Origin of the sequence: Amycolatopsis sp. CFH S0740, from assembly GCF_004522315.1 — a bacterium.
GTDB lineage: Bacteria > Actinomycetota > Actinomycetes > Mycobacteriales > Pseudonocardiaceae > Amycolatopsis > Amycolatopsis nivea.
The window spans coordinates 249639-272375 of sequence record NZ_SDLS01000007.1; the positions used below are offsets into that span (position 1 = coordinate 249639).

A 22737-nucleotide genomic window follows, 5' to 3' on the forward strand; every position below is an offset into this window, starting at 1 on the left:
CAGATCTGCCGGGAGCCCCGCACTATTTGCGACCTCAGTACGAGCGCGGCAGCCCCAGGACTTGCTGCGAGATGTAGTTCCGCACCATCTCCTGCGAGAACGGCGCGTTGCGCAGCAAGCGAACCTCCCGCCACAGCCGCTCGACGTGGTACTCCTTCGCGTACGCGTAGCCGCCAAGCGTCGAGAACGCTCGGTCGCAGGCCTCGAAACCGCCCTCAGCGCCCAGGTATTTCGCCGCCGCCGCTTCCGGGCCGCACGGCTTGCCTTCGTCGAACAGCCTCGCCGCCCGCATGACCATGCCTTCCGCGGCTTCCAGCCGGATCCACGAGTCCGCCAGCGGGTGCGCCACGGCCTGGTTCTGCCCGATCGGCCGGTCGAACACCACCCGGTTCTTCGCGTACTCAGTGGCGATGTCCAGCGCGGCCCGGCCGAGGCCGATGCCTTCCATGCCGACCACGATCCGCTCCGGGTTCAACCCGTCCAGCAGGTAGTAGAACCCCTTGTCCACCTCGCCCACCAACCGGTCCTCCGGCACGAACAGGTCGTCGATGAACAGCTCGTTCGTATCGATCGCGGCGCGGCCGAGCTTCTCGATCTCCCGGACGGTGATGCGATCCCGGTCCATGTCCGCGAAGAACAGCGACATCCCGTACAGCGGCTTGTCCTCCCGCCGCGGCGAGGTGCGCGCGAGCAGGAGGATCTTCTGCGCGTTCTGCGCGTTGGTGATGAAGACCTTCTTGCCGTTGATCTTCCACCCGCCGTCGACCTTCGTCGCCTTGGTCTTGATCCGCGACGTGTCCACCCCGGCGTCCGGCTCGGTCACCCCGAACGCCATCAGCAACTCCCCCGCCGCCAGCTGCGGCAGGTACTCGCGCTTCATCTCCTCCGAGCCGTACTTGACGATCGGAGCGGGCGGGAACACGTAGAAGTGGATCGCCGAACCACCGGCCATCCCGGCGCCGGACGCGGAGATCTCGCCCATCATCACCGCGGCTTCTTCCAGGCCGAGGCCGATGCCGCCGTACTCCTCCGGGATCATCGCGCCCAGCCAGCCGCCCGCCGCGAACGCCTTCACGAACTCCCACGGGTATTCGTGATTGCGGTCCTTGTCCAGCCAATAGTCGTGGTCGAACTTGCGGGCCAGCTCCCGCGTCGCCTTCCGGACGATCTCGACATTGCTTTCCGGGTCGGTCATTGCGCGTTCTCCTCCGCGAGTACCGGGATGTCTTCCAGCGGCGTGGCCGGGTCCAGCGACGACAGGTCGCCGACCGGCGCCCCGACGAACCGCGCCCGGATGGCGCGCCGCATGATCTTGCCGTTCTTGGTCTTGGGCAGCGTCGGCACGACGTAGACCTCCGGGGCGAACGACTTCCCCGCGTTCTCCAGCGCGACCTCGCGCAGATCTTCGGGTTCCGGACCGGCAGCGCGCAGCACCGCGAACGCCACCGCGCGCTGGCCGCGCAGTTCGTCCGGCGCGCCGATCACAGCGACCTCGGCGATCCGCTTGTCCCGCAGCAGCGCTGCCTCGATCTCCGCGGGTCCGACGCGGCGGCCGGCCAGCTTGAGCGTGTCGTCGGACCGGCCGTGGATCCGCCACTGCCCGCGTTCGTCCACACTGGACAGATCGCCGTGCACCCACACGTCCGGGAACCGGGCCCAATAGGTCTCGAGATAACGCTCGCGGTCGTGCCAGAACGCGTGCGTCATGCCGGGGAAAGTGTTGCGCACGGCCAGTTCGCCGATCGCGCCGGCCACCGGCCGGCCTTCGTCGTCGAGCACCGTCGCGTCCACCCCGGGCAGCGGTCCGGTGAACGCGGCCGCCTCGGCGGGCAGGAACGGGTAGCCGATCAGCAGTCCGCCGCCGACCTCGGTGCCGCCGCTGTAGTTGACGATCGGCACCCGGCGCTTGCCGACCTCGTCGAACAGCCACCACCAGGTCGGCTCGTCCCAGGCTTCGCCGGTGGAGACGAACGAGCGCAGAGTGGACAGCTCGTGCCGGGGCTTCTCGTGCGCGGCACGCAACGCGCGCGCCGCGGTGGGCGCGATGCCCTGCACGGTCACGCCGTTGCGCTCGACCACGTCCCACATCCGGTCCGGCGTGGGATGCGTCGGAAGGCCCTCGATCATCACGATGGTCGCGCCGAGCTGCAGCGGGCCGGTCATCAGCATCGGCCCGACCAGCCAGCCGAGGTCGGTGATCCAGCAGACCACGTCGTCGGCGTGCACGTCGAAGCCGTAGGCGAAATCGACCGCGGTCTTCACCGCGAACCCGCCGTGGGAATGCACGATCCCCTTCGGCCTGCCGGTCGTGCCCGACGTGTAGACGACGGTGAGCGGGTCGTTCGCCTCCGTCTGCGCGGTTTCGACCGGCACGGGCGAAGCGGCCAGCTCATCGAGGTAGGTGTCCCGCCCGGCCGTCATCGGCACGTCGATGCCGAGGTGGCGGACCACCACGACCGTGCGCACCGACGGCGCGTCCGCCAGTGCCGCGTCCGCGGTCGCCTTCAGCGGGACTTCCTTGCCCCGACGGGTCGTCCCGTCCGCGGTGATCAGCGCAACCGCCTCGGAATCCTGCAGCCGGGTGGCGAGCGCGTCCGCCGCGTACCCGCTGAACGTCGGCACCGCGATCGCGCCGAGCATGGCGATCGCCAGGAACGCCACGACCGCCTCGGGCACCACAGGCATGTACAGCACGACGCGATCGCCCCGGGCGACGCCGAGCGCGGCCAGGTTCGCCGCGAACCGGCGGACCTGCTCGTCCAGCTCGCCGAAGGTCAGCGTGCGCCGCTGCCCGGAATCGCCTTCGTAGACCACGGCGGTCTTGCCGGCGAGTTCGCCGCGGGCATGCCGGTGCGCGCACAGTTCGGCGACGTTGACCCGGCCCCCGGCGAACCAGCGAGGGAACGGTTTCCCCTCGGACTCGTCGAGCACCCGCTCGAACGGCTCCGCGAAGGCGACGTCCAGGTCCTCGACGACGGCGCGCCAGAACCACTCCGGGTCGGCGATCGCCCGCCGGTTCGCCTCGGACACGCCATCCGCGTCTCCGGGCAGGCCCCACTTCCGCACCGCGGCGAGGTAGCGGCTGCGGTCCCGCACCTCTTCCGGCGGCACCCAGGCGAAGCCCGTCTCGTCCTCGGCCATGTCCGGTCCCTTCCCGCTCAGCTCTGCGCGGCGGACGCCTCGGCGGCGGACCGCTTCAGCATCAGGCCCGCGCGCAGGGCGTCGCACACGATCTCGTCGCGCTGGTTGATGCCGAGGTGGCGGAACATCACGATGCCGGAATCGCCGCGGCTCTTGGACTCGCGCTTGCTGACGATCTCGGTCCGCACGTGGATCGTGTCCCCGTGGAACACCGGCTTCGGGAAGGTGATCTTCTCGAAGCCCAGGTTGCCCAGAGTCGTCCCCTGGGTCGTCTCCGGCACCGTCACCCCGGACACCAGGCCGAGAATGAACAGGCTGTTCACCAGCCGCTGGCCGTAAATGCTGTCCTTGCTGTACTCCGCGTCCAGATGCAGCGGAGCCAGATTCAGCGTCATGACGCTGAACAGCGTGTTGTCCGCCTCGGTGACAGTGCGGCGGGTCGGGTGGTCGATGACCATCCCCGGTTCGAACTCCTCGAAATACAGGCCTGCCATCCGGTGTCCTCTCCCCGCCGCGCGCGGAGCGCGGCTCCTGGTCGATCCTCTCGTAACAAATATAAAATATACTCTCGACTGGTCACCGTCTAGCCGCGTTGTGCATATCATATATTCTTGACGTCCGTCTGGGACGACCCGAGGAGGCGCCGATGCCTGATCGCCCGCGGCCCGCCGTGCCGCCCGGACCGGTCCGCTTCCGCACCGCCGACCTCGAGACCGCGCGCGAGCAGGTGACGCGCGCCTTCGCGAGCCACGACGTGCGGGTTTCGGACCGCGCGGGCATGCGGTTCCGGCTCGACCTCGCACCGTCGGCGCACCTCACGATCGGCCGGATGGCCTACGGCGCGGAAACCACGATCGTCGGTCCGCCGATGCGGCTGTGCTATCACGTCAACCTGCCCGCCACCGGCACGAGCACGGCGGAGCAGCGCGGCGCGCACCGGACGTTCGCGGCGGGCGAGGCCGGAGTGGCCTTCGTGCCGCAGTCCCCGGTCCTGGTGCGGTGGAGCGCGGATTCGTGGCAGTACCACGTCAAACTGCCGAAAGACCTGCTCGAGGCGCACGCGGCGAAACTGACCGGGCAACCGGTCCGCGAGGAGATCGACTTCGACCTCACGTTCTCCCTGCGGTCCAGCACCGCACAGGCGTTCCTCGCGACAGTGGGCTTCCTCTACGCCGAACTGAGCCGCGACGGCGGGCTCGCCACCGTTCCCGCCGCGTGCCACGAGTTCGAATCGGCGCTGATGACCCAGCTGCTCATGACCGTGCCCAGCAGCCTCAGCGCGAGGCTGCACAGCCGCCCCGCGCACACCCGGGGGTCGCGCATCCGGGAAATCGTCGACTATCTCGACCGAAATCCCGAGAAGCCCCTCACGACCGCGGACCTGGCCGCCATGGCCGCCGTCAGCCCCCGGGCGCTGCAGGCGGGTTTTCAAGAGGCGGTAGGCAAATCCCCGATGGCCTACCTCCGCGCGATCCGGCTCGACCGGGTGCACCGGGAGCTGCTGTCCGGCGCGGCGGACTCGGTCACAGACGTCGCGGCGCGCTGGGGCTTCTACCACCCCGGCCGGTTCGCGCAGCAGTATCGCGAGCGGTTCGGGATGCTGCCGTCGGAAACCGCCCGCCCGCGCTGCTGACGGGCGGTTTCCCGCGGTCAGGCCGACTGCGCCCGGGGTCGCGTCCACGCCGTCAGCAGCCGGTCCAGGTCCAGTACCGCGGCCTCGGGAGCGGACGGCTCGCGCGCCGGAGTCCGGCTGAACCGCGGGGCCGGACGCGGGTGGAGGACGTCGCCGACCCGGTCGAACACTGCCCGTTCGGCGTTGTGCGGATGCTGGGCCGCCTCGTCGAAGGTGAGCACCGGCGTGACGCACGCATCGGTCCCCGCGTAGATGCGAGCCCATTCGTCCCGGTCCTTCGCGGCGAACGCGGACGCGATGAGCGAGCGCAGCCGAGGCCAGGCCGTGCGGTCGTCCTGGTCGGGCCAATCGGTCGTGTCGACGCCGAGGCGGGAGACGAACTCCCGGTAGAAATCGGGCTCCAGCGCGCCGACCGCGACATACCGGCCGTCGGCGCAGCGGTAGGTGTCGTAGAACGGCGCGCCGGAATCGAGGTAGTTCGTACCGGGTTCGTCGGAGTAGCGGCCGGCCGCGCGCAGGCCCTGCAGTTTGGCGGTCAGCAAGGCGACGCCGTCGAGCATCGCCGCGTCGAGCACCTGGCCCCGGCCCGACGACCGCGTTTCGAGCAGTGCGCTCACGATGCCGAAGGCGGCGACGAGCGCCCCGCCCGCGTAGTCGCCGAGCAGGTTGACCGGCGGCCGCGGCGCCTCCCCTTCCCGGGCCATCGCGTGCAGCGCGCCGCTCTGGGCGACGTAATTGATGTCGTGGCCTGCCTGCTGCGCGAGCGGCCCGGACTGGCCATACCCGGTCAGGCGCGCGTACACCAGCGCGGGGTTCCCGGCCAGCAGGACCTCCGGCCCCAGCCCGAGGCGCTCGGCGACGCCGGGGCGGTACCCCTCGATGAACACGTCGGCCGCTTCGGCCAGCCGCCGCACCGCGCGCACGCCGTCGGCCGATTTGAGGTCAGCCTGGACGGTGCCGACGCCCCGGTTGGCGAGATCGTGCTCGGCGGCCATGCCCTCGGTCTGGCCGAGCGCGCGGCCGGACCGGCCGGCCGGACGCGCCACCCGCACGACCTCCGCGCCGAGATCGGCCAGCAGCATGCCCGCGAACGGCGTCGGGCCCATCCCGGCGAGCGCGACGGCTCGCACCCCGGCCAGCGGTCCGGGCGGCGCGGTCTCGGTCTTCATCGGCACTCCTCGGGGATCCACCTCGACATGATTGCATATTATGTATTCTTTGCCGGGCACGGCAAGGGTCGTCGCGCCCGCGGCACGCCAGCTCTCTTCACAACATCACATATAAAATGTTATATTTACCAGGTGACCATGGCCTTCTTCACCGCGGAGCCCGGCCCCGGCGGCGAACTCCTGCACCCGCTGCCCGAAGCACGCGCCAGCTGGGGCGGCGGCAGTCAGCTGCGCGGGATGGCGACCAGCGGGGCACTCGCCCGCGCCGCCGAGAGCGCGGTCGGCCAAGGAGTGTTCCGTCCTGCCCGATGGACGGTCGACCTGTTGCGCCCGGCTGGTTTCGTCCCTTCCGTCGCGCGCGCGGAGATCGTCCGTCGCGGCCGTCGGCTTTGCGTTGTCGAAGCGACGTTGTGGCAGGGAGACATTCTCGTCGGCAAGGCGTCCGGGCTGTTCCTCGCCGCGGGCTCCCCCGCCACCGGCACCGTATGGGCCCAGAGCGAACGCCCGTTGACACCTCTGCCGGACCTGCGTCCCGCGACCGAAGAACCGCGCGTGTTCCACAGCGAAGGCGTCGGCTGGACCGGATCGCCCGAGCCGCACCAGAACTCCGCGCGCAAGACGCTGTGGGTGTTCCCGCAGGAGATCGTGCGCGGCGAACGGCCCACCCCGTTTCAGCACGCGGCGACCGTGGCCGATCTGGTGAACCTCGTGACCAACTGGGGTGACACGGGCTTGGAATTCATCAACGCCGACCTGACGCTCACCCTCGGCCGCGTTCCCGCGGACGACCTGGAGCTGGGCCTCACCGCCGACCACCGCGTCGAGCACGACGGCGTGGCGGTCACGACCGCCGCGGTGTTCGACCGCCGAGGGCCGCTCGGCACGGTCAGCGGGACCGCGCTGCTCGCCGCCGCACCGGTCGATCCCCGGCAGGTCGGTGCGCCCGCGAGCCTGCCCGCCGTGCCATAATCGCCCGCAATCCATATATCATGTTCTTTACTGGACGGTTCTTCTACGGAGGTGGCCCGTGGCCGACGAACTGACCCGGCTGCGCGGCGGCGACCGCCGCCAGCAGCTGCCGGAGGAAGTCGCGACCTACGTCCGGGAACTGATCATGTCCGGGGACGTCAAACCGGGCGAATTCCTCCGCACCGAACCGATCGCCGAGGCGGTCGGGGTGAGCAACACGCCGGTGCGCGAGGGCCTGCTTTCCTTGCGCAGCGAGGGCTTCGTGGAACTCGTGCCGCGCCGCGGGTTCGTCGTCGCGCCAGTGTCGCGCCAGGACGTGCGCGACCTGTTCTGGGCCCAGGCCCAGTTCTCCGCGGAGCTGGCCGCGCGAGCCGCCAAGAAGATCACGCCGGATCAGCTTTCCCGGCTCGAAGCGATCAACGAGGACTTCGCGAAGGCCGCCGACGCCGGCGACCAGGACGCCATCACCCGCCTCGGCCACGAGTTCCACCGCCAGCTCAACCTCGCCGCCGACTCCCACCGGCTGACGCTGCTGCTCAGCTCGGTGGTCAAGCACCTGCCGAACCGCTTCTACGCCTCCATCGAAGGCCACGTCGAGCACACCCTCGCCGATCACGCGGAACTGCTGCAGGCGCTGCGCGGCAGGCACGTCCGCAAGGCGCGCACGATCGCCGAACGGCACATCCTCGACGGCGCGGACAACGTCGTGCGCATGCTCGAAGAACGCGGCCTCTGGGCCGACGACGAAACCGAATAGCCCGCACAAGACGGTGCCGGTTCCCCGCGCGGGAAACCGGCACCGTGCCCGATCAAGCGTTCGCCGCGATCGCCTCCGCCTGCGCGACGATCCCCTCCGCCGTCTTCACGTGCGCGATGTCCACGTGCTGCCCTTCGAAGTCCACCGCCGCGCTGCCCGTCGCCTCGGCCGCGCGGAAGGCGTCGATCAACCGGCGCGAGTGGTCGACCGCCTCGGGCGTCGGCGTGAACACCTCGTTGGCGATCGCCACGTGCGACGGGTGGATGCAGACCATGCCGCGGTAGCCGAGCTGTTTGTTGTCCAGGCAGAACTGGCGGGCGCCGTCGAGATCGCGGATGTCCTGCCATACCCCGGCGACCGGATGGTGCAGCCCGGCCGCGCGGGCGGCGAGCACGATCCGGCTGCGCAGGTAAAGCGTCTCCAGTCCGGCCGGAGTGAACTCGAAGCCCAGTTCACGGCCCACGTCGGCGCTCGGTCCGGTCGCGCCGAGCAGGCTGGACACCCGGGGCGTGGCGGCGGCGATCTCCTCGCAGTGCGCCATCGACGCCGCGGTCTCGTAGCTGACGATCAGCCCGACGCTCCCGGCAGGCAGCCCTTCGCGCGCTTCGAGATGCGTCACGACCGCGTCGATGCGGATCAGTTCCTCGGCGTCGAACACCTTCGGCAGGAACAGCCCGGCCAGTCCGGGCCGGACGACCGCTTCGAGGTCCGCGCCCTGAAGGCCGCTGACCGACGCGTTCGGCCGCACCCAGACGTCCGGGCGGACGCCCTGGGCGTGCAGGCGGTCGATCGTCTCCGCGACGACCGGGCGCGCGTCGTCCTTGCTCGCGACGGGCACGGAGTCCTCGAGGTCGAGGATCAGCGCGTCGGCGCCGGACGCGAGACCCTTGTCGGCCCACGAAGCCTTGTGGCCGGGCACGAAAAGCATGGAACGATACGGCTTCATCAGTGTTCTCCAGTTGTCGGTCAGGATTCGTACAGGACGCCGGCCGCGAACAGCTTTTCGACGTCCTCGGCCGCCAGCACCTCGCTGGCGACCGCACGGGAATCGGCGCCCACCTTCGGCGCGACGGAAGAGCGGTCCGGACGCGCGCCGTCGAACGTCCACGGCGGGCGGAGCAGCGCGAGGCCGTCCGGCCGGCGGTCGGCGATGTCCAAGTGCCGCACCTGCGGGTGGTCGAGGTAGCCGGTCATGGACAGCACCGGCGCGAACGGCACGTCGTGCTCGGTCAGCACGCGCTCCCAGTGCTCCTTGGGCTTGCGCGCGAACTCCGCCTCGACGATCGGGACCAGCTCGAAGTAGTTCGCCTCGCGCGGCCGGTATTCGGCGAACCGCGGGTCCTCCAGCAGGTCGGTGCGCTCCAGCGCGCGGCACAGCGACTGCCAGAACTTCTGCGACGACGACAGGTGCACCGCGAGGTACTCCCCCGTCGACGTGGGCACGCAGAAGTTCTGCGCCTGCGGATGCCTGCTCGTGCGGCTGGGGTCGCGGCCGAGTTCGAAGGCCTGGGTGATGCCGTCGGCGGTCAGGGTGCTGACCGCTTCCATGATCGAGGTTTCCATCCGCTGCGGCTGTCCGGTCTTCAGCCGTCCTACGAGCGCGGCGAGCACGCCGGCCGCCGTGGTCAGCCCGGTGACCAGGTCCGCGCTCAGCCCGCCCGCCAGCTGCGGCTGCCCGTCGTCGCTGAACAGCGAGTAGAGGCCGCCGAACGCGTGCCCGATCGTGTCGTAGGCGGGCCGGTCGGCCAGCGGCCCGGTGGCGCCGAACCCGGTCACCGAGCCGTAGACGAGGTCCGGGCGCAGCGCCCGGCAGTCCTCCGGGCCCAGGCCCATCGCGGCCAGTTTGCCGGGGCGGAGATTCTCCAGGACGACGTCGAAACGCGGCACCAGCGCCTTGACCAGCTCGACCCCTTCGGCGGTCTTGAGGTCGACCGACAGGCTGCGCTTGCCGGCGTTGTACTGCCGGAAGTAAGGGCTGCCGTCGTTCATCCGCCGCCGGAAGTCCTCGCCGTGGACCGGCTTCTCCACCTTGACGACCTCCGCGCCGAGGCCGCACAGCATCGAGGTGCCGAACGGGAGCGAGATGTAGCCCCCGATCTCCAGGATCCGGATGCCGTCGAGTGGCTTGTGCTGCATGTCGCCCGCCTTCGCTCAGGGGTGGGTCTAGATAATATTTTATATTATCTAGCGGTACGCGCGTCAACCCGCCGGACCGGTCGCCCGAAAACCTGGTCTAGATATTTTATATTACGTATGCTTCCGGAAGACTTCCCCGGAACGGCAAGGAGCGTGCCCTGATGCCCGCGCAACCCCCGCTGTGGCAAGGCCACTACGACAAGCTCTTCCTCGACGGCAAATGGGCGGCACCCGCGTCCGGCCAGGTTTTCGACGTGGTCTCCCCCTCGACCGAGGAGGTTCTCGCCCAGGTCGTCGAGGGCACCGAAGCGGACATCGACACCGCCGTCTCCGCCGCGCGGCAGGCGTTCGACCACGGCCCGTGGCCGCGGATGGCGCTCGACGAACGCATCGCCGTGCTGCGCAAGCTCAGCGCCGCGCTCGCCGAGCACGAAACCGACATCGCGCATCTGGTCAGCGCCGAGATGGGCTGCCCGATCTCGCTGTCGACGAAGATGCAGGCGATCGGCCCGCGGCTTCTCCTCGACGCGTTCCTCGATCTCGCGCCGGACTACCCGTGGCAGGACACCCGCCGCTCGGCGACCGGGCACGCGCTCGTCACGCGGGAGCCGGTCGGCGTGGTCGCCGCGATCGTGCCGTGGAACGCGCCGCTGCTGATCACGATGATCAAGCTGGCCCCCGCGCTGCTGGCCGGGTGCACCGTGGTGCTCAAACCGTCCCCGGAGACGCCGCTGGACGCCTACCTTCTCGGCCACCTGCTGGAACGGATCGGACTGCCCGACGGGGCGGTCAACATCGTTCCGGCGGGGCGGGAGGTCAGCGAATACCTGGTCCGGCACCGCGGCGTGGACAAGGTGTCGTTCACCGGTTCCACCGCGGCCGGACGCCGGATCGGCGCGCTGTGCGGGCAGGACCTGCGCCGGTGCACGCTCGAACTCGGCGGGAAGTCCGCGGCGGTGCTGCTCGGCGACGCCGACCTCGACGCCGCGATCGCCGCGGTCCGCGCCGTGTCGCTGCGCAACACCGGCCAGGTCTGCAGCAACAAGACCCGCATCGTCGTCGCCCGCTCGCGCCGGGACGAACTCCACGACCGGCTGGTGGACCTCGTCGCGTCGATGCCGGTCGGCGACCCGTTCGACCCGGCGACCGAGATCGGCCCGCTCGCCAGCGCGGCCCAGCGCACGCGCGTCGAGGGCTATCTGGCCGACGGCAAGGCGTCCGGCGCGTCGCTGCTGACCGGCGGCGGACGGCCGGAAGGGCTCGAGCGCGGCTGGTACGTCTCCCCCGCGGTCTTCGCCGACGTCGACCCGGACGCGAAGATCGCCCAGGAGGAGATCTTCGGCCCCGTCCTCACCGTCCACACCTTCGACACCGAGGACGAAGCGGTCGCCATCGCCAACAACTCCGACTACGGACTCAACGGGTCGGTGTTCTCCGCCGATCCGGAGCACGCGCTGGCCGTCGCCCGGCGGATCCGCACCGGCACCGTCGAGGTCAACGGCAACCCGGTCGGCTTCACCGCGCCGATCGGCGGGTTCAAAAACAGCGGCATCGGCCGCGAGGCGGGTCCGGAGGGCTTCGACGCCTACGTCGAACTCAAGTCCTACGGCCTGCCCCTCTCCTGAAAGGCACCCACAGTGAGCACCTTCTCGCCGGTCGAAGAAGCCGCCGCCCGGCTCGTGACCGACCTGACCTTCGAGGCGATCCCGGCCGAAGCACTCGCCGGGGCCCGCAGGCTGCTGCAGGACCAGCTCGCCCTGCAGGTCGGCAGCGCGGCCCTGCCGTGGAGCCAGGCCGTGCTCGACGTGACCCGGGCGTCCCACGCGCCGGGGACCGCGCACGTCGTCGCGAGCGGCGACGCGATGAGCGCGGCCGACGCGGCGTTCGTCAACGCGACGTTCGGACACGGCTTCGAGTACGACGACGCGCATCGCGCCAGCTCCGCGCATCCGGGCAGCTGCGTGGTCTCGGCGGCGCTGGCCGTCGGCGAAGAGCTCGGCGCGGACCTGCGCGACGTGCTCACCGCCGTCGTCGCGGGCTACGAGGTCTACACGCGGATCGGCACGCTCGCCAACCCGGACCTCCTGATCCGCGGGTTCCACCCGCACGGGCTCTTGTCCGCCTTCGGGGCCGCCGCGGTGGTCGCCAAGCTGCGCGGCTTCGACGTGGAGACCGCCGGGCACGCGCTGTCGATCGCGCTCAGCCACTCATCCGGCACCACCGAGTACACCTCCGGCGGCGGCTCCATCAAGCGCGTGCACTCCGGCATCGGCACCCGGAACGGCGTCCGCGCGGCAGAACTGGCGGCTGCCGGGATCACCGGTCCGACGACCTTCCTCACCGGAGGCAAAGGATTCTTCCGTGCTTTCGCTGGGCTGGACGTCGGCGACGAGGCGGCTGTCCACTTCGGACTCGACCGGACCTTCGAGGTGTCCCGGATCTGGCTCAAGCCCTACTGCTGCTGCGGCATCAACCACGCGTACGTCGATGGCGCGCGGCAGCTGACCGGGAATCCGGACCAGGTCGAGCATGTGCTGCTGGGCATCCAGACCGGAGGCGACGTCATCATCGGCAACCAGAACCGGCACGCCTACGCCCCGACGATCATCGAGCACCTGCAGTACAGCCTGCCGTTCCAGTTCGCGCTCTCGATGCTCGGCCGCGGCAACGGCTTCTCCACGCATCAGGCCTACCTGGCCGGTCAGCTGGACCTCGGCGAGCAAAGCGACGTCGCCGCATTGGCCCGCAAGGTGAAGATCGAGGTGCGACCGGACCTGGACGAGCAGTACGCCGGACGCTGGGTCGCGGACCTGACCGTGTCCTATCGGGACGGCACGACCGAGCACGTGTTCGTGGACAATCCCGTCGGCACCGCGGAAAACCCGATGTCCCAGGAAGACCTGGACGCGAAGTTCCACGACGTGCTCTCCTCGGCGCTGCCCGCGGACCGGCGAGCCGAACTGCTGCACGCGATCAAGGACGGCGACCTCGACCAGCCGGTCGCCGAATTCGCCAAGCTGCTGCGGGTCTGAAGCGACACGAAAGCGCCGACGGGTCTTCAAGAACCCGTCGGCGCTTTCGTGGTTTCAGAACTCGATGACCGCCTTGCCGCCGGTCTGCTTGTCGAACGCGGTGTAAGCCTCGACCACGTCGTCGAGCCGCCAGCGATCGGTGAAGACCCGGTCCGCCTCGACGCCGTGCCGGGCGATGAACCGCGCGCAGTCCGCCTGGCCCACCGGCGAGAACGTGTACGAGCCCATGACCGTGAGCTGCTTGCGGATCAGGTCCGGGCTGACGTCGAGCGTCACCGTCGAGCCTTCGCCGACAAACGCCACCGCGCCCCACTTCGCCGCCGACTTCACCGCCGCGGCCCGTGCGGGCGGCGCGCCGGAGCAGTCGAGCGCCTTGGTCACGCCCTTGCCGCCGGTCAGCTCCCGGATCGCCTCGACCGGATCGGCGGCGGTGGAGTCGATCGCGTGCGCCGCACCGAACTCCTTCGCCCGCGCCACCCGTTCCGCGGCGATGTCGACGGCGACGACCTCCGCGCCCATCGCGGCGGCGAGCTGCACGGCGGCCTGACCGACCGGGCCTTGGCCGAACACCGCCAGCGTGTCGCGCGCGTTCACTTCGAGCCGGGTCAGTGCGCCGTACGCGGTGCCGGTGCCGCACGAGATCGCGGCCCCGGCGGCGAAACTGAGCTCGTCGGGCAGCGGCACGAGCGTTCGCGCGGGAACCTTCAGGTAGTCCGCGTGCCCGCCGTGTGCGGTGGCGCCGTAGATGACGTTGCCGCGTTCGCACATCTGCGGCCAGCCGGTGCGGCACAGGTCGCAGAACCCGCAGCCGTCGTAGTGGTGGACCATCATCCGGTCCCCCACCCGCACCGCGCGCGGATCGACCGCCGAGCCGATCGCCGCGACGACGCCGCAGGGCTCGTGTCCGCCGATGAACCCGGCGCCGTCGCCGGCCATGCCGAACGCGGCCAGCGCCTGTCCGGCGGGAGCCCGGTAGAAGTGCAGGTCGCTGCCACACATGCCGGACGCCTTCATCTCCAGCACCACGTCGTCCGGGCCGGGTTCGGGATCGGCGAACTCCTGGATCTCGACGACCCGGTCGCCTTGGAAAATTGCTCCGCGCATGAGAATTCCGTTCTTGTCAATGCACCGCGGCGAACATGAGGCTTTCCTCGTCGGCTTCCTCCGGGGAGAACTCCGCGGCGATGCTGCCCGCTCGCGCCACGAGCACGCGGTCGGACAGCGCCTGGATTTCCGGCAGGTACGAGGAGATGACCACGACCGCGACCCCGTCGTCGGCCAGCGCCCGGATCATCGCGTGGATCTCGGGGATCGTGCCCAGGTCCACGCCGCGGGTCGGCTCGTCGATGATCGCGACCAGCGGCTTGCGGGTCAGTCCCTTGGCCAGCACGATCTTCTGCTGGTTCCCGCCGCTCAGCTCCTCGACGGTCGCCTTCGTCGGCTGCAGCGTGCGGACCTGGAACTGTTCGACAAACCGCTTCGCGACCGATTTGCGCGAGCCGGGCCGGAAGAAGAACGGCAGGCGCCGCGCACCACAGAGGTGCCCGAGGTAGATGTTGTCGGCGATGGTGAGATGGCTGAAGAAACCGGACGCTTTCCGGTCCTCGGTGATGTAGACGATCCCGGCTTTGCGTGCCTGCCGCGGCGTGCGGAACCGCACCGGCTCGCCGTTCAGCCGCACCCGGCCGCCGCGCAGCCGCCGTCGTTTCAGGATCCCGCTGACGATCATCGCGGTCTCGCTGCGTCCCGCGCCGACGAGACCGTAGATCCCGACGATTTCCCCGGCATAGGCGGAAAACGCCATGTTGCGCACGACCGGCAGCAGCGTCACGTCCTCGACCTGCAACGTCGGTGCCGGCTCGGGCGCGCGGTTCGGCTCCACCCGCCCCATCTCGACGGTGCGGCCGACCATCATCTTCACCACGCGGTCCCGGCTGAACTCCGGCCTCTCCAGGGTTCCCTGGACCACGCCGTCGCGCAGGACGGTGATCCGGTCGGCCTGTTCGAAGGCCTCGTCCAGCATGTGCGTGATGAAGATGACGCCGATCCCGCGCTTGCGCAGCTGCTGCATGGACAGGAACAGCTGAAGCCGTTCCTCCGGCGTCACCGAGGACGTCGGCTCGTCCAGGATCACCAGCTTCGCGTTGCGGTGCACCGCGCGGGCGATCTCCACCATCTGCTTCTGGCCGACGCCGAGCGCGCCGGCCGGAACGTCCGGGCGGATGTGGAAGTTGTGCGATTCCAGCAGCTCCCGCGCGACCACGTTCAGGTGCCCGAGGTTGTTGAACACCTTCTCGTCGCCCATGAACAGGTTCTGCGCGACGGTCATCGACTCGACCAGCGAGCCTTCCTGGTAGACCATCGCCACGCCGGCCTCGACCGATTCGCGCGGGGTGGTGAACGCCCGCGGCACGCCGTCGACCTCCAGCGTGCCCGAGTCGTGCGCGACGGCCCCGGAGACGATCTTGACCATCGTGGACTTCCCCGCGCCGTTCTCGCCGAGCAGCGCGTGGATTTCGCCCGGCCGCACGTCGAAGTCGACGCCGTCGAGCGCGTACGTTCCGCTGTAGCGCTTGCTGACGTTCGTCAGCCGCAACACCGTGCTCATGCGTCCTCCAGCCGCAGCAGGTTCCGGCCGCCGCGGGCGGCGGCGATCACGTGTCCGTTGTGGACGGTCAAGCCGGTGACGCCGTGCCGCGGGCTGTCGACCCGCGCGTGCGCGCTCTCGGCGACGCGGCCGGTGGAGTCCGTCCGGAACACCAGACCGCACGAGCGCGCCGGTGCCCAGCTTTTGACCACGCCGAGCACGCGCAGCTGCCCCATTTGCATCGTGTCGGTGAACGGGTCGCCCGCGCGCAGCCTCGGCACGAACCACTCCTCCGGGCTGATCTTCTCCGTCATCTCCGCCAGCAGCCCGGGTTCGTCCAGGAGCAGTTCGGTGACCCGGTTGCGGATGTAGGGCGCGGCGAACCACCAGTCGTCCCCGGCGACGTGCACCCGTCCCGGGTAGACCGGCAGATTCGCGCTCAGCACCCGGCCTCGTCCGCCCGGCGCGGAGCGCGCTTCGATGCGGTGGTCCAGGCTCAGCGACAGCAGCACTTCACCCGCCGCCACGCCGACGCCCGACGGCCAGGCGAGACGCTCCGCGACCACCTCCGCCCGCGCACCGTCGACCCGCACCAGCAACCCGGACCGGTCTCCGGAGACCAGCGCCCGGGACCATTCCGAAACCTTCGTCGAGCCGACAGTCGCCAGCAGCGCGGCCCCGTCGGTCGCGAGCGCGGTAACGCCGCCGGCGACCGGCGCGTCCGTGCAGAGATCCTCGGTTTCGCCGGACTGCGCCACCGAAACCAGGCCGCGCCCTTCGACCGCAGCGACGATCTGATCGTCTCGCACGGTCAGCGCCGTCACCGTGCCGCCGAACGAGACCAGCCGCGTCACTTCGTCCGCGCGCACGGCGAAGACGTCGTTGCCGCTGCTGAAAGCCAGCCCGGCGGCTGTCACGACGACGTCGTCCGGCTCGTACTCGCCCGCGGGCAACAGCTCGGCCGCACTGTCGAGGCGGAGGTTCGGCCGCAGCCCGGTGTCCATCGGGGGCACCGTGCGGGCGCGTCCCCAGTTCGGGTTGAGCCATTCCTTCACGGTGTCCAGTACCGGGCTCATCGCACTGCCTCCGCCGCCGCGCGCACGGCTGTCCCGGGGACCGCGGCGGGATCGATGTCGCCGATCTCGCTCGGGTCCAGCTCGAGCCGGCCGATCCGGTTGTTGCTGACGCCGCACAGGTACAGGTGGCCGTCGCGTTCCTTGACCGCGGTCACCATCGGGTAGTTCTCCATCGTCTCGTCCCACAGCACGGCGAGGATCTCGCCGCGGTCGCTGAACTTGACCGCGCAGGAGGTGTTGAGCTGCGGCACCACCCAGTTGTCGACCGCCGCCTCGCGGGTCATCCGCCGCCGCACCGCCGGATAGCGGCCCAGCAGGTCGGACATCTGCGTGCGCATGGCGCACAACGGCATCCAGTAATTGCCGTCGGAGGACCGGTTGATGTTGTCCGGGTAGCCGGGCAGGTTCTCCAGCACCGGTTCCAGCTGTCCCTTCTTGGGCCCGGCGATCCAGAGCCGGTCGACGCGGCACAGCCCGGTGCTGGCGATCAGGATCGATTCGCCGTCGTGGGCGGTGCAGATGCCGTTGGGGAACACGTAGTTGGACACCACGACCTCGGTTTTGCCGTCCGGCGTCACCCGGATCACCCGGCCGTTCGGCCGGAATTCCACCAGTTCCAGCAGGAAGTCGGCGGTGTTCGTGCGGGTGGAGAAGTCCGAGGCGTAGATCGAACCGTCCGGCGCGATGTCGAGGTCGTCGATCGCCCGCAGCCCCGAATCGTCGATCAGCGACAGCGGGCTGCGCTTGACCTTGTTCGCCACCAGCTCGGGCTCGCCGTCGGCGCCGATGCGGTAGATGCCCATGCCGCCGACCGCGACGACCAGCCGCCCTTCGGCGTCCCACGCGTGTCCGCACGGGAAGCCGCCGGTGCGCGAGAAGATCTCGCCTTCGGTGTCCTCCAGGCCGCGGAACCGCCACACCCAGCCGCGCTGGTCGCCGCAGTAGACGTTGCCCTCGGCGTCCACCGCACAGTCCTCCGCGCCGCGGATCTTGCCGAGCCCGACCGGTGGCGCGTCGGTCAGTCTGCGGTTGAGCGACCAGACCGTGCCCGGTTTCGTGACGTCGACCAGCGGACCGAGCCGCAGCCGTGCCGGGTCGATCTTCAGCTTCTCCACCGCGCGCTGCCGGTACTTGCCCCATTTGAGGTCCAGGACGGTGAACACGAGCAGCACCGCCGCGAGGATGACGGTGTAGTACGAGCCCTGCGCGCCGTCCGAGACAGTCGCCTGCTCGATGATCGTCACCACCGCGACGCCGACAGCCGCGCGGAGCACCGAACCGCGTCCGCCCTTGATGCTGACGCCGCCGAGCACCACCGCGGTCAGCGCGATGATCTCCCAGCTGTTGCCGACGTTCGGGTCGGTCCGGGCCAGCCGCGCCGACGTGAGGATCGCGGCCGTCCCGGCGAGCGCGCCGGACAGCACGTAGGTCCAGAACGTCACGGCGGTGACCGGGATCCCGTTGCGCCGCGCGGACCGGCGGTCCGAGCCGGTCGCGGTGACCCACCAGCCCCAGCGCGACCGCGTCAGCGCCAGGTGGACCACGATCAGCACCACCGCGAAGAGGAACCACGCGGTCGGGACGCCCAGCACCCGGCCCTCGCTGAGGAAGTCCCACACGAGCGACGGTTTCGTGACGCCGATCTGCGTGCTGTTCGCGTTCTGCAGCACCGAGGCCGCGCCGCCGAAGGCGATCAGCGTGACCAGGGTGGTGATGAACGGGCGCATCCGCAGGATCGCGATGAGGAACCCGTTCACCGCCCCGAGCACGGCACCCGCGACGATCGCCGCGGGCACGACCAGGGCGGTCGGCCACAGCCACACCCGGTCCGCGACCATCGCGCCCAGCCCGCAGAACCCGACCACCGAGCCGACCGAGAGGTCGATGCCGCCGCCGACCAGCACCACGGTCAGGCCGATCGCGAGCAGCCCGTACTCGGACACCTCGTCCAGCACGAGCGGCGCGTTGGCCGCCCCGACATTGGTCGTGGCGAGCACGTAAAAACACAGCGCGAGAGCCAGCACCAGCGGCACCGCGCCTTCCATCCACCGCTTCTCGAACAGCTCCGAGACGGTGCGGTAGCGGGCGATTCTTTCCGTCGGCCGGCCGCCGGTCATGCCGAAGGCGTCCAGCCCGCGCCGGAACGGAGACGTAGTCATCGGTCCCCGCTCACTTGCTCTGGTAGCACGCGATGGTGGTCTGGTCGATGTTCGCCTTGTCGACCACCGTGCTCGACACGTACCCGACCGGATGCGCGCTGCCCGGCTTCGCCCCGTTGGTGAGCAGGTTCTGCACCGCGACCGCACCGGCCGCGCCGATGCCCTGGACGTCGTAGGCGGCCGAAGCGGTCACCAGGCCTTGCTTGAGCGCGTTGCACCAGTCCGCGTCCGCGTCGAGCGTGTAGACGCCGACCGCGCCTGGTGCCACCTGGCCCCGGCCTTCCGCCGCCTTCACCGTCTGCCCGACGGTGATCGAGTTCAGGTCGAACGTCACCAGGAAACCGCACAGTTTCCCTTGGTGCTGCTGCAGAACCGATTCGGCCGCGGCCTGCGCCTGTGCGTTCTGGAACTGCGAGTGCGCGGTGAGCACCTGGTAGCCCTGCGCCTGGGCGACGTCCTTGATGCCCTGGCCCCAAAGGATCGACGCCGGGTCGTTGCCCGGGCCGTCGATCACCGACAGCGTCTTGGGCGCGTGCCGGGCGTCGCAATCGGAGATCGCGCGCTTGGCGATCGACTGCGCCGCGCCGTAGACGTCGACGCCGACGAACGAGTCGCCGAGCCGGGTGGAGGGCATGTTGAGCACCACGGTGTAGATGCCCGCCTTCTGCGCCCGGTCGATCGCGTTGTCGAGCAGGCCGAGATCCTGGTTCTGCAGCACGAGCACGTCGGCGGCCTTGCGCGCGATGAGGTCGTTGATCGTGCTGATCATCCGGTCGCTGCTGAAGTTCGAGTCGTAGACCTTGAACTCGGCCCCGAGGTTGTCGAACGTGCGCTGCATGGTGGTGCCCCAGTTCTCGGTGAGCTTGTAGCCCTTGTAGAGAATCGGGACGAAGGCGATCCGCTTGCCCTTCAGCGCGTCGTGCGATTTCTGCCGCATCGGCATCAGCTGTTCGTTCGCGCCGAACACCGCGTTCGTCGCGGCGGCCGCCGAATCCGACGACCCGCCGCCGACCGAACAGGCGGACAGGCCCGCCGCGCCCAGCGCCGCCGACGCGGCGAGCACGAGCAGCTTCCTGGTGATCTTCATGTGCTTCTACTTCCGTTCCCCGGCGGCATTGCCGGTCACAGTTCCCCGGATTTCTCGGTTTCCTCGTTGCGCGGACGCAGCCACGCGTCGAACGCGATCGCGGCCGCCAGCACCGCGCCGCGGATCAGGTCCTGCACGGCCGTGCTCAGCCCGTGCAGCACCAGCAGGTTGTTGAGCACGCCCACGAACAGCGCCCCGGCGAGGACGCCCAGGATCGTGCCGCGCCCGCCGGACAGCGAGACTCCGCCGATCACCACCACCGTCAGCGCGGTGAAGAGGATCGGGTCGAAGGACGTCACGGTCGTCTGCACGCTGCCCTGGATCGACACCGTCACGAACCCGGCCAGCGCGGCGAGCAGCGCGGACAGCACGTAGGTGAGGATCTGCAGCGGCCGCACCGGCGCGCCGGTCGACCGGGCGGTCTCGAAGTTGTCGCCCATCGCGCGGATCAGCCGCCCGGGCGAGGTGAAGGCGACGAACAGCCAGGCGAGCAGGAACGCACCCGCCGCGATCAGCACCGGGCGCGGCACGCCGAGCACGGATCCGCCGCTGAGCTGCGCCAGGAACGACCCGGCCGGCACGCCGTAGACGTTCTGGGTGAGGAACAGGATGTCGATCCCGCCGATCGCCAGCATCCCGGTCGCGAGCGTCACGAAGAGCGCGGGCACCTCGAACACGGCGACGAGCACGCCGTTGACGAGCCCGATCGCCAGCGCGAGTGCGGTCATCAGCGCGATCGCCTGCCATTCCGGCATGCCCTCGCTGACGAACGCGAGCGTCGCCTGCGCACAGCCGAGCCCGATCCCGGCCACCGAAAGGTCCAGCCCCTTGCCGAGGATGACGATCGCCTCGCCGATCGCGAGGATGCCGAACGCGGCGGACAGGTTGAGGATGCTGCCGAAATTGCCTGCGGTGAGGAAATTCGTCGTCGTGGCTCCCGCGGCGAGCGCGAGCAGCACGGTGATGACGAGTACCAGATAGGTCTGGTCGAAGCCGCCGAGGCGTGCCCGCAGGGACACGCGTGGCTTCGTTGCCACTGATGCGGTAGTCATGGGATTCCCGGTTCGATGGGTGGACAGCGCGGCCAGTGTGTCCGCGGTCACCGGGCCGCCGCATCTGCCGCCGGTCGTATTCCGCTACCCCGTACGGCCGATCGCCCGGCTGGCCCGCTCGAAGGCTCCGATATATAATATCCGCACTTTCGGCAAGGGAGCTGCCCATGAACGCGACCGGCTTTCCGCGGCTCGACAGCGTCCGTCTCGACGCCGGACTCGCCGAGGAGGTGCGCGCACTGGGCCGGGACGCGGGCGCCGCGCTCGACCGAATGCTGCCGGTCGGCCGCTGCGCGGAGGTGCTGCCCGCCAAACGACTGCTCGGCCAGGTGTGGGACGCGACGATGGCCGAACTCGGCTCGGCTCCCGCCCCCGAGCGGCTGCCCGGGCTGACCGCGCTGCTGGCCCGGGTCCGGGACCTGGAGTCCCGGGTGGACGATGCCCGCGTCGCCGACGGGGTCGCGACGATGCGCCGGGTCCGCCGCGCCCTGACCCGCCTGCACGCCTGCCCGACCGCCGACGAAGTGCTCTCGCGCGCCGCCGAGGAAGCTTGCACGATCGGGTTCGACCGGGTTCTCGTGTCCACAGTGGACGACGCGACCTGGATGCTGCGGCGCATGGTGATCGAGCAGGACCCCCGGCTGGCGGCGGAAATGCTCGCCGCCGGCCGCGAGGCCCCGCCGCGGCTCGACGGCTCGCTGGTCGAATCCGACGTCGTGCACCAGGCCCGCGCCGGCCTCGTCTACGACGTGCAGGAGAACCCGCGCGTGAACCGGCAGCTGGTGTCGATGTCCGGCTGCACCTCGTATGCCATCGCGCCGCTGCAGGCGTACGGGAAAGTCGTCGGACTGCTGCACGCGGACAGCTACTACTCGCCCCGCCGCGAGGTCGATGCCACTGACCGCGCCGTGTTGAACCTCTACGCGGAAGGCGTGAGCGAGACGCTGGCCCGGGTGTCCGTCCTCGAAGGACTGGCGTCACTGCAGCAAGGAATGTCGCGACTGGCCGCCGACGTGCGGATCGGCCCCCCACCGCCCGGCCCGGCGCCGCACCCGCTCCTGTCGGCACGGGAGGCGGAAGTGATCGACCTGATGGCCCGCGGCGACGCGAACCGGGCGATCGCGCGGAAGCTCTCGATCTCGGAGGGGACCGTGAAGACGCACATCACGCACATCCTGCGCAAGCTCGACGCGGCGAACCGCGCGGAGGCGGTGGCGTACTGGCTGCGGAACTGCTGAGAATATATTTTATCCTTACCGGATGAGCCCCGACGAAGCCCTCGAAGACCTGCTCGCCGCCCGGTGGAGCTGTCGCGCCTACCAGGACCGGCAGGTGCCGAAACCAGTCGTCGAGCGGCTGCTGACGCTCGCGCAGCGGACGGCGTCGTGGTGCAACACCCAGCCCTGGCAGGTGATCGTGACCAGCGGCGCGGCGACCGGACGATTCCGCGAGGCGATGACCGGCTGGGCGCGCGACCATCCGGCGGAGTTCGATTTCGCACCGCCCGCCGAATACCGCGGCGTGTACCGCGACCGCCGCCGGGCGAGCGGCTGGCAGCTGTACGAGGCCGTCGGCATCGAACGCGGAGACCGGGAAGCGTCCGCGCGGCAAGCGTTCGAGAACTTCCGTTTCTTCGGCGCCCCGCACGTCGCGATCGTGACCACGGACGCCGTGCACGATGTCTACGGCGCGGTCGACAGCGGGCTGTACGTCGGGACTTTCCTGTTGGCGGCGCAAAGCCTGGGACTGGGCGCGATCCCGCAAGCCGCCCTCGCCGGGCACGCTGCGCTGATCCGGAAGCACTTCGCGATCCCGGAAGACCGGAAGATCCTGCTCGGCATCTCGTTCGGCTACGCGGACGAGGACCATCCGACGAACAGCTACCGCACCCCGCGGGCCGCCCTGGATCAAGTCGTGACCTGGGCCGACGAATAACCGC

General features: G+C 70.1%; 19 protein-coding genes. 7 read left to right on the forward strand and 12 right to left on the reverse strand.

Annotated features, from left to right (window positions below; translation table 11 throughout):
* Nucleotides 1-34 precede the first annotated feature (34 nt).
* The 3 genes from EIZ45_RS15200 to EIZ45_RS15210 are packed head-to-tail and all read right to left on the reverse strand — an operon-like array spanning nt 35 to nt 3635.
* Nucleotides 35-1195, reverse strand: a complete 1161-nt coding sequence (locus EIZ45_RS15200; protein ID WP_134662883.1) for an acyl-CoA dehydrogenase family protein — start codon at nt 1193-1195, stop codon at nt 35-37.
* The gene (locus tag EIZ45_RS15205) at nt 1192-3141 is read right to left on the reverse strand and encodes an AMP-binding protein (protein WP_134662884.1); all 1950 of its coding nucleotides are present in this window, start codon (nt 3139-3141) and stop codon (nt 1192-1194) included. Before EIZ45_RS15205 ends, EIZ45_RS15200 begins: the two co-directional genes overlap by 4 nt.
* A gap of 17 nt (nt 3142-3158) precedes the next feature.
* Nucleotides 3159-3635 (reverse strand): MaoC family dehydratase, encoded by a 477-nt coding sequence (locus tag EIZ45_RS15210; RefSeq protein ID WP_134662885.1) that lies wholly within the window; start codon nt 3633-3635, stop codon nt 3159-3161.
* Nucleotides 3636-3787: 152 nt separating this feature from the next.
* Between EIZ45_RS15210 and EIZ45_RS15215 the strand changes: the two genes are divergently transcribed.
* Nucleotides 3788-4774, forward strand: a complete 987-nt coding sequence (locus EIZ45_RS15215) for an AraC family transcriptional regulator (protein ID WP_134662886.1) — start codon at nt 3788-3790, stop codon at nt 4772-4774.
* A gap of 17 nt (nt 4775-4791) precedes the next feature.
* Here EIZ45_RS15215 and EIZ45_RS15220 read toward each other — a convergent pair whose 3' ends face one another.
* On the reverse strand, nt 4792-5943 hold the full coding sequence (locus EIZ45_RS15220) for a CaiB/BaiF CoA-transferase family protein (RefSeq protein WP_134662887.1): 1152 nt from the start codon (nt 5941-5943) through the stop codon (nt 4792-4794).
* A 138-nt stretch (nt 5944-6081) separates the two neighbouring features.
* Here EIZ45_RS15220 and EIZ45_RS15225 point away from each other — a divergent pair, with 138 nt between their 5' ends.
* Complete coding sequence (locus tag EIZ45_RS15225; RefSeq protein WP_240690624.1) at nt 6082-6912, forward strand: acyl-CoA thioesterase domain-containing protein; 831 nt, start codon at nt 6082-6084, stop codon at nt 6910-6912.
* 58 nt (nt 6913-6970) lie between these two features.
* Entirely contained in the window at nt 6971-7669 is a 699-nt protein-coding gene (locus tag EIZ45_RS15230; protein WP_205669900.1) for a GntR family transcriptional regulator, read from the forward strand.
* A gap of 52 nt (nt 7670-7721) precedes the next feature.
* Here EIZ45_RS15230 and EIZ45_RS15235 read toward each other — a convergent pair whose 3' ends face one another.
* Nucleotides 7722-8615, reverse strand: coding sequence for a CoA ester lyase (locus EIZ45_RS15235; protein WP_134662889.1), 894 nt, complete (start codon nt 8613-8615; stop codon nt 7722-7724).
* 20 nt (nt 8616-8635) lie between these two features.
* Nucleotides 8636-9805, reverse strand: coding sequence for a CaiB/BaiF CoA-transferase family protein (locus EIZ45_RS15240; protein ID WP_134662890.1), 1170 nt, complete (start codon nt 9803-9805; stop codon nt 8636-8638).
* A 161-nt stretch (nt 9806-9966) separates the two neighbouring features.
* On the opposite strand from EIZ45_RS15240, the gene EIZ45_RS15245 reads away from it, so the two are divergent.
* Nucleotides 9967-11430, forward strand: a complete 1464-nt coding sequence (locus EIZ45_RS15245) for an aldehyde dehydrogenase (protein WP_134662891.1) — start codon at nt 9967-9969, stop codon at nt 11428-11430.
* Nucleotides 11431-11442: 12 nt separating this feature from the next.
* Nucleotides 11443-12837 (forward strand): MmgE/PrpD family protein, encoded by a 1395-nt coding sequence (locus EIZ45_RS15250; RefSeq protein ID WP_134662892.1) that lies wholly within the window; start codon nt 11443-11445, stop codon nt 12835-12837.
* 54 nt (nt 12838-12891) lie between these two features.
* On the opposite strand, the gene EIZ45_RS15255 is transcribed toward EIZ45_RS15250, so the two are convergent.
* From EIZ45_RS15255 to EIZ45_RS15280, 6 genes are read right to left on the reverse strand one after another with little or no spacing between them, the layout of a single operon-like run.
* On the reverse strand, nt 12892-13941 hold the full coding sequence (locus EIZ45_RS15255) for a zinc-binding dehydrogenase (protein ID WP_134662893.1): 1050 nt from the start codon (nt 13939-13941) through the stop codon (nt 12892-12894).
* A gap of 16 nt (nt 13942-13957) precedes the next feature.
* Nucleotides 13958-15445: a sugar ABC transporter ATP-binding protein gene (locus tag EIZ45_RS15260; RefSeq protein ID WP_134662894.1), complete on the reverse strand. Its 1488-nt coding sequence runs from the start codon at nt 15443-15445 to the stop codon at nt 13958-13960.
* Entirely contained in the window at nt 15442-16500 is a 1059-nt protein-coding gene (locus EIZ45_RS15265; protein WP_134662895.1) for a hypothetical protein, read from the reverse strand. Before EIZ45_RS15265 ends, EIZ45_RS15260 begins: the two co-directional genes overlap by 4 nt.
* Nucleotides 16497-18659, reverse strand: a complete 2163-nt coding sequence (locus tag EIZ45_RS15270) for an SMP-30/gluconolactonase/LRE family protein (RefSeq protein WP_134662896.1) — start codon at nt 18657-18659, stop codon at nt 16497-16499. The genes EIZ45_RS15265 and EIZ45_RS15270 overlap by 4 nt, the downstream gene beginning before the upstream one ends.
* Nucleotides 18660-18669: 10 nt before the next feature.
* Nucleotides 18670-19746 (reverse strand): substrate-binding domain-containing protein, encoded by a 1077-nt coding sequence (locus EIZ45_RS15275; protein WP_134662897.1) that lies wholly within the window; start codon nt 19744-19746, stop codon nt 18670-18672.
* 35 nt (nt 19747-19781) lie between these two features.
* Complete coding sequence (locus EIZ45_RS15280; protein ID WP_167756454.1) at nt 19782-20765, reverse strand: ABC transporter permease; 984 nt, start codon at nt 20763-20765, stop codon at nt 19782-19784.
* Between the two features lie 200 nt (nt 20766-20965).
* On the opposite strand from EIZ45_RS15280, the gene EIZ45_RS15285 reads away from it, so the two are divergent.
* On the forward strand, nt 20966-22036 hold the full coding sequence (locus tag EIZ45_RS15285; RefSeq protein WP_134662899.1) for a LuxR C-terminal-related transcriptional regulator: 1071 nt from the start codon (nt 20966-20968) through the stop codon (nt 22034-22036).
* A 22-nt stretch (nt 22037-22058) separates the two neighbouring features.
* Complete coding sequence (locus EIZ45_RS15290) at nt 22059-22733, forward strand: nitroreductase (protein ID WP_134662900.1); 675 nt, start codon at nt 22059-22061, stop codon at nt 22731-22733.
* The last annotated feature ends 4 nt before the right edge of the window (nt 22734-22737 follow it).

Bases quoted from the DNA above. Each gene is read 5' to 3' on its own strand.
- EIZ45_RS15200 (WP_134662883.1), bottom strand. From the start codon at position 1,195: ATGACCGACCCGGAAAGCAATGTCGAGATCGTCCGGAAGGCGACGCGG.
- EIZ45_RS15205 (WP_134662884.1), bottom strand. From the start codon at position 3,141: ATGGCCGAGGACGAGACGGGCTTCGCCTGGGTGCCGCCGGAAGAGGTG.
- EIZ45_RS15210 (WP_134662885.1), bottom strand. From the start codon at position 3,635: ATGGCAGGCCTGTATTTCGAGGAGTTCGAACCGGGGATGGTCATCGAC.
- EIZ45_RS15215 (WP_134662886.1), top strand. From the start codon at position 3,788: ATGCCTGATCGCCCGCGGCCCGCCGTGCCGCCCGGACCGGTCCGCTTC.
- EIZ45_RS15220 (WP_134662887.1), bottom strand. From the start codon at position 5,943: ATGAAGACCGAGACCGCGCCGCCCGGACCGCTGGCCGGGGTGCGAGCC.
- EIZ45_RS15225 (WP_240690624.1), top strand. From the start codon at position 6,082: ATGGCCTTCTTCACCGCGGAGCCCGGCCCCGGCGGCGAACTCCTGCAC.
- EIZ45_RS15235 (WP_134662889.1), bottom strand. From the start codon at position 8,615: ATGAAGCCGTATCGTTCCATGCTTTTCGTGCCCGGCCACAAGGCTTCG.
- EIZ45_RS15240 (WP_134662890.1), bottom strand. From the start codon at position 9,805: ATGCAGCACAAGCCACTCGACGGCATCCGGATCCTGGAGATCGGGGGC.
- EIZ45_RS15245 (WP_134662891.1), top strand. From the start codon at position 9,967: ATGCCCGCGCAACCCCCGCTGTGGCAAGGCCACTACGACAAGCTCTTC.
- EIZ45_RS15255 (WP_134662893.1), bottom strand. From the start codon at position 13,941: ATGCGCGGAGCAATTTTCCAAGGCGACCGGGTCGTCGAGATCCAGGAG.
- EIZ45_RS15260 (WP_134662894.1), bottom strand. From the start codon at position 15,445: ATGAGCACGGTGTTGCGGCTGACGAACGTCAGCAAGCGCTACAGCGGA.
- EIZ45_RS15265 (WP_134662895.1), bottom strand. From the start codon at position 16,500: ATGAGCCCGGTACTGGACACCGTGAAGGAATGGCTCAACCCGAACTGG.
- EIZ45_RS15270 (WP_134662896.1), bottom strand. From the start codon at position 18,659: ATGACTACGTCTCCGTTCCGGCGCGGGCTGGACGCCTTCGGCATGACC.
- EIZ45_RS15275 (WP_134662897.1), bottom strand. From the start codon at position 19,746: ATGAAGATCACCAGGAAGCTGCTCGTGCTCGCCGCGTCGGCGGCGCTG.
- EIZ45_RS15285 (WP_134662899.1), top strand. From the start codon at position 20,966: ATGAACGCGACCGGCTTTCCGCGGCTCGACAGCGTCCGTCTCGACGCC.
- EIZ45_RS15290 (WP_134662900.1), top strand. From the start codon at position 22,059: ATGAGCCCCGACGAAGCCCTCGAAGACCTGCTCGCCGCCCGGTGGAGC.